Origin of the sequence: Psittacicella hinzii (assembly GCF_003585885.1) — a bacterium.
Lineage (GTDB): Bacteria > Pseudomonadota > Gammaproteobacteria > Enterobacterales > Psittacicellaceae > Psittacicella.
The window spans coordinates 1-1,037 of the sequence record NZ_NRHC01000007.1 but is presented as its reverse complement, the minus strand read 5'-3'; the positions used below and the strand labels follow the sequence as shown (position 1 = coordinate 1,037).

The 1,037-nt window shown below is 33.5% G+C and carries 1 protein-coding gene; it reads left to right on the top strand.

The features are described from left to right. Positions 1-287 precede the first annotated feature (287 nt). Entirely contained in the window at positions 288-929 is a 642-nt protein-coding gene (locus CKF54_RS00760) for an ATP-binding cassette domain-containing protein (protein ID WP_119524376.1), read from the top strand. Positions 930-1,037 lie beyond the last annotated feature (108 nt).

The window sequence follows — 1,037 nt, the reverse complement described above, 5'->3', positions numbered from 1 at the left end:
ATTAAGTCAACAATCGATTTAAAGAGGGGCAGTCTGCCCTGCTAGAAATCGAGGTAACCTAATGTTATTTAGTAATTTATTTAGAAGAAAATGATCAATTTCGGGAATCCCTACAAATAGCCCCTCCCAATCATTAACTCCTTTACCTATAGTTAAATTTTTTATAACCGCCCACTTATTTGTACTTGCAAAATCTCTAAAATAGCTTAATCACAATTAACTATCTCCGCAGTTAAAAAGCTTCTGATGATAAAATAACAAGTAAATTAAAACTTTATTTACTTCAAATGAACATCCAATTAAAAAATGTTAGCTTTACCAGAGCTAATCAAGAATTCCACTTTGACTTAGAGATTCCTCAAGGACAAAAAGTTGCAATAATTGGGGAATCAGGTGCTGGAAAATCAACCCTAGTTAACCTAATTGCAGGTTTCTACCCTGTAACTAAAGGAGAAATCTATCTCAATGAGAAGCTGGTTAACTCTCTTCCTCCAAGTAAAAGAAACTGCGCTTTAGTTTTTCAAGAGAATAATCACTTTCCGCACCTAACTATTGCTAAAAATGTCCAACTTGCTTTTCTTAATAGCAAAGTTAAAAAGAACATACAACAAGAGCAAGTACAAACAATGTTGGCACAACTAAATATTAGCGAGATTGCTGATAAGTTACCACAAAATTGTTCAGGAGGACAACAACAGCGTGCTGCCCTAGCTCGTGGTTTACTTTTTCCTCGTGATATATTGCTTCTTGATGAGCCTCTATCTGCTTTAGATCAAGAAAATGCTCAAAGAGTAGTAAAAATCTTACAACAGCGTCAGCAAACTATGCTTATAGTTACGCATGATCTTGAATCTATTCTTCCTTTGGTTGACCGTGTTCTAACTATTAGCAATGGTAAAGTTATTAATGACCAGTTAATCACTAAGTAAAACTTACCTCCGAAACTTTTTCCCCAACTATCTACTAAATACTCGGTAAATCAAGAAACTATAATTTATTTAATTTTATTAATTTTAAAACAAATAAGAGCCTTTCAA

Bases quoted from the DNA above. Each gene is read 5' to 3' on its own strand.
- CKF54_RS00760 (WP_119524376.1), top strand. From the start codon at position 288: ATGAACATCCAATTAAAAAATGTTAGCTTTACCAGAGCTAATCAAGAA.